Genomic DNA, 2,509 nt, shown 5'->3' on the forward strand with positions numbered 1-2,509 from the left:
TCAAGGCCGACCCCAAGTTCAAGATCCTGCGCTCGCAGACCGGCGACTTCACGCGCGCCAAGGGCAAGGAAGTGATGGAAGCCTTCCTGAAGGCCGATGGCAAGAAGATCAACGTGCTCTACGCGCACAACGACGACATGGCCATTGGCGCCATCCAGGCCATCGAGGAAGCGGGCCTGAAGCCGGCCAAGGACATCACGATCATCTCGATCGATGCCGTCAAGGGCGCCTTCGAAGCCATGATCGCCGGCAAGCTCAACGTGTCGGTCAAATGCAGCCCGCTGCTCGGCCCCCAGCTGATGAGCGCCGTGAAGGACATCAAGGCCGGCAAGCAGCTGCCCAAGCGCATCGTGACCGAAGAGACGATCTTCCCGATGGAAGTCGCCGCCAAGGAATTCCCCAACCGAAAATATTGAACTCCCCCAGTCTTCGCGCACTTCGTGTCGCTACGCCAACCCCCTCACCGGGGGCGACACCAGCGGCCCGGCGAAGCCGGTTCCGCGGTGTCCCTGGAAAAGACAGTAATTATTGAAAAAACGGATCGAATCATGAAACGCAACTTCCTCAAGGCCTCGCTCGCAGGCATCGCACTGGCCATCGCCGGCATCGCGCCGCTCGCGCATGCGCAGGACAAGGGCCCGATCGCCATCTCGATGCCGACCAAGTCGTCGGCGCGCTGGATCGCCGATGGCGCCAACATGGTCAAGTACTTCAAGGAGAAGGGCTACAAGACCGACCTGCAGTACGCCGACGACGACATCCCGAACCAGCTCGCGCAGATCGAGAACATGGTGACCAAGGGCTCCAAGGTGCTGGTCATCGCGGCCATCGACGGCACCACGCTGTCCGACGTGCTGCAGAAGGCGGCCGACAAGGGCGTGAAGGTCATTGCCTACGACCGGCTCATCAAGGGCTCGAAGAACGTCGACTACTACGCCACCTTCGACAACTTCCAGGTCGGCGTGCTGCAGGCGCAGTCGATCGAGTCGGCGCTCGGCCTGAAGAGCGGCAAGGGCCCGTTCAACATCGAGCTGTTCGGCGGCTCGCCCGACGACAACAACGCCTTCTTCTTCTACAACGGCGCGATGTCGGTGCTGGAGCCGTACATCAAGAGCGGCAAGCTGGTGGTTCGCAGCAAGCAGATGGGCATGGACAAGGTCGGCACGCTGCGCTGGGACGGCGCGGTGGCGCAGGCGCGCATGGACAACCTGCTGTCGGCCTACTACAGCAAGGACCGCGTCGATGCGGTGCTGTCGCCGTACGACGGGCTGTCGATCGGCATTCTCTCGTCGCTCAAGGGCGTGGGCTACGGCTCGGCATCGCAGCCGATGCCCGTCGTCTCGGGCCAGGACGCGGAGATTCCGTCGGTCAAGTCGATCCTGCGCAAGGAGCAGACCTCGACCGTGTTCAAGGACACGCGCGAGCTGGCCAAGGTCACGGTGGCCATGGTCGACGCCATGCTGTCGGGCAAGACGCCCGAGGTGAACGACACCAAGACCTACAACAACGGCATCAAGGTGGTGCCTTCCTACCTGCTCAAGCCCGTGAGCGTGGACGGCGGCAACTGGAAGCAGGTGCTGGTCGACAGCGGCTACTACAAGGAAAGCCAGGTCAAGTGAGCGTTGGAATGGCAGCAGCAGCAGCAGCAGCGGACAGCCGCAGCATCCTCGAGATGCGCGGCATCACCAAGACATTTCCGGGCGTGAAGGCRCTCAGCGATGTCAACCTGGCGGTGCGCGCGGGCGAGATCCACGCGGTGGTCGGCGAGAACGGCGCGGGCAAGTCGACGCTCATGAAGGTGCTGAGCGGCGTCTACCCGTGCGACTCGTACACCGGGGAGATCCACTTCGAGGGCGAGCTGCGCCGCTTCAAGGGCATTGCCGACAGCGAGAAGCTCGGCATCATCATCATCCACCAGGAGCTGGCGCTGGTGCCGCTCCTGTCCATTGCCGAGAACATCTTCCTTGGCAACGAAATTGCGCGCGGCGGCGTGATCGACTGGTTCGCCGCCTATGCGAAGACGCGCGAGCTGCTTGCCAAGGTGGGCCTCAAGGAGCCGCCCACCACGCTCGTGACCGACCTGGGCGTGGGCMAGCAGCAGCTGGTGGAGATTGCGAAAGCACTGGCCAAGGAGGTCAAGCTGCTGATCCTCGACGAGCCCACGGCCAGCCTCAACGAGAACGACAGCGACGCGCTGCTGATGCTGCTGCTGGAGCTCAAGCGCCAGGGCATCGCGTCGATCCTGATCTCGCACAAGCTCAACGAGATTGCCAAGGTGGCCGACTCCATCACCGTGCTGCGCGACGGCGCCACGGTGGAGACCATGGACTGCCGCGGCCAGCCGATCAGCGAGGACCGCATCATCCGCGGCATGGTCGGGCGCGACATGGCGCACCGCTATCCGCAGCGCGATCCGAAGATCGGCGAGACGGTGTTCGAGGTGCGCGACTGGCGCGTGCACCATGCGCTGCATGCCGACCGCGAACAGATCAAGGGCGTGGACCTGCAT

3 protein-coding genes are annotated in these 2,509 nt (G+C 63.6%); all 3 read left to right on the top strand.

Translation table 11 applies throughout. The annotated features are described in order from the left end of the window. Positions 1 to 416 (top strand): substrate-binding domain-containing protein (locus tag AC1DOC_RS29065; protein WP_478131060.1); only part of this gene is annotated, 416 nt, incomplete at its 5' end. Between the two features lie 132 nt (positions 417 to 548). Next, entirely contained in the window at positions 549 to 1,619 is a 1,071-nt protein-coding gene (gene chvE / locus AC1DOC_RS29070; protein WP_012746194.1) for a multiple monosaccharide ABC transporter substrate-binding protein, read from the top strand. Between the two features lie 8 nt (positions 1,620 to 1,627). Beyond that, positions 1,628 to 2,509 (top strand): ATP-binding cassette domain-containing protein (locus tag AC1DOC_RS29075; RefSeq protein ID WP_478131061.1); only part of this gene is annotated, 882 nt, incomplete at its 3' end.

The sequence above is a fragment of the Variovorax sp. 01T439_2 genome (assembly GCF_056398445.1).

Bases quoted from the DNA above. Each gene is read 5' to 3' on its own strand.
- chvE (WP_012746194.1), top strand. From the start codon at position 549: ATGAAACGCAACTTCCTCAAGGCCTCGCTCGCAGGCATCGCACTGGCC.